Source organism: Variovorax sp. 20P10.2.4, assembly GCF_058244205.1.
Window position 1 is genome coordinate 1 of record NZ_JBZAYE010001005.1, and the last position, 1,804, is coordinate 1,804.

Sequence of the window (1,804 nt, forward strand, 5' to 3'; positions counted from 1 at the left end):
AGCCGGCCGGTGAGCGCCCCGCGCTCGCGCAGGCCTACGAGGCGCCGCGCGATGCCGCCGAGCAGGCGGTGTGCGAGGCCTTCGCGCACGCACTGCAGCTCGCCGAGGTCGGCCGGCACGACAACTTCTTCGACCTGGGCGGCGACTCGATGCGCGTGCTGCAGGTGCTGGCCGTGCTCCAGCGCGACCAACGCGACCAGCGCGCGCCGCTGTCGACCAACCTGTTCTTCAGCCATCCCACGCCCGCGGCGATCGCGACCCGGCTGCGCCCGGGCGGCAAGGCGAAAGCCCGCGCCGCCATCGAAGCGCCGCGCGAACGCGCCGTGGCCGCCGATGCCGACGCCGATGTCGACGCCATCGCCCTCATCGGCACCGCCGGCCGTTTTCCGGGCGCGGCCGACGTCGAGCAGTTCTGGGACAACCTCGTGGCCGGCCGCGACAGCATCAGCTTCTTCGACGACGTCACGCTCGACGCCGGCGTGAGCGAGGCGTTGCGCCGCGACCCGGCCTATGTGCGGGCGCGCGGCGTGATCGACGGCATCGAGGACTTCGACGCGGCCTTCTTCGGCATCGCGCCGAAGGAAGCCGCGCTGATGGACCCGCAGCAGCGCGTGTTCCTCGAGATCTGCTGGGAATGCCTGGAGCGCGCGGGCTATGTGCCCGATGCCGCGCCGGGCCCGGTCGGCGTGTATGCCGGCATGTACAACGCCAGCTACGCGCAGCGCCACCTGAGCACCCGGCCCGACCTGGTCGAGGCGGTCGGCGAGTTCCAGACGATGCTGGCCAACGAGAAGGACTACATCGCCACCCGCGTCGCGCACCGGCTCAACCTCACCGGGCCGGCGGTCAGCGTGCACACCGCCTGCTCGACCTCGCTGGTCGCGGTGGCCCAGGCCTTCCATGCGCTGCGCAGCGGCCAGTGCTACATGGCGCTGGCCGGCGGCGCCGCGGTCACCTGCCCGCCGCGCAGCGGCTACCTCTACAACGAGGGCGCGATGCTCTCGCCCGACGGCCACACGCGCAGCTTCGACGCGAAGGCGCAGGGCACGGTCTTCAGCGACGGCGCGGCCGTGGTGCTGCTCAAGCGGCTGGCCGACGCGCAGGTCGACGGCGACACCATCCATGCCGTGCTGCGCAGCGCCTGCGTCAACAACGACGGCGGCGCGAAGGCCAGCTTCACCGCGCCCAGCGTGGACGGGCAGGCCGCGGTCATCCGCGCGGCGCTCGCCGCGGCCCGGGTCGATGCGCGCAGCATCTCCTTCGTCGAGGCGCATGGCACCGCCACGCCGATGGGCGATCCGATCGAGGTCGAGGCGCTGGCCAGCGCCTTCGCCGAGCACACCGATGCACTGGACTTCTGCACGCTGGGCTCGCTCAAGAGCAATGTCGGCCACATGGTCACGGCCGCCGGCGCGGCCGGCCTGATCAAGACGGCGCTGGCGCTGCAGCACGAATGCATTCCGCCGACCGCGCATTTCACCGCGCCGCATCCCGCGATCGGCTTCGAGCGCACGCCCTTTCGCGTCAACCCGCAGCCGAAACCCTGGCCACGTGGCGCGCAGCCGCGCCGCGCCGGCGTGAGCTCGTTCGGCGTGGGCGGCACCAATGCCCACGTCATCGTCGAGGAAGCGCCCACGCGCGCGGCCTCGGCGCCCGACGAGGGCATGCACGTGCTGCCGCTGGCCGCTCGTTCCGAGGCCGCGCTCGCGGTGGCGACCGAGCGGCTCGCGGCGCACCTCGAGATGCATCCCGAGGATTCGCTGGCCGACGTGGCCCACACGCTCGCGGTCGGCCGCAAGGCGCA

At 72.9% G+C, this 1,804-nt stretch carries 1 protein-coding gene; it reads left to right on the forward strand.

Annotated features, from left to right (window positions below):
- Positions 1-1,804 (forward strand): beta-ketoacyl synthase N-terminal-like domain-containing protein (locus AC27VN_RS40445; protein ID WP_490880358.1); only part of this gene is annotated, 1,804 nt, incomplete at both ends.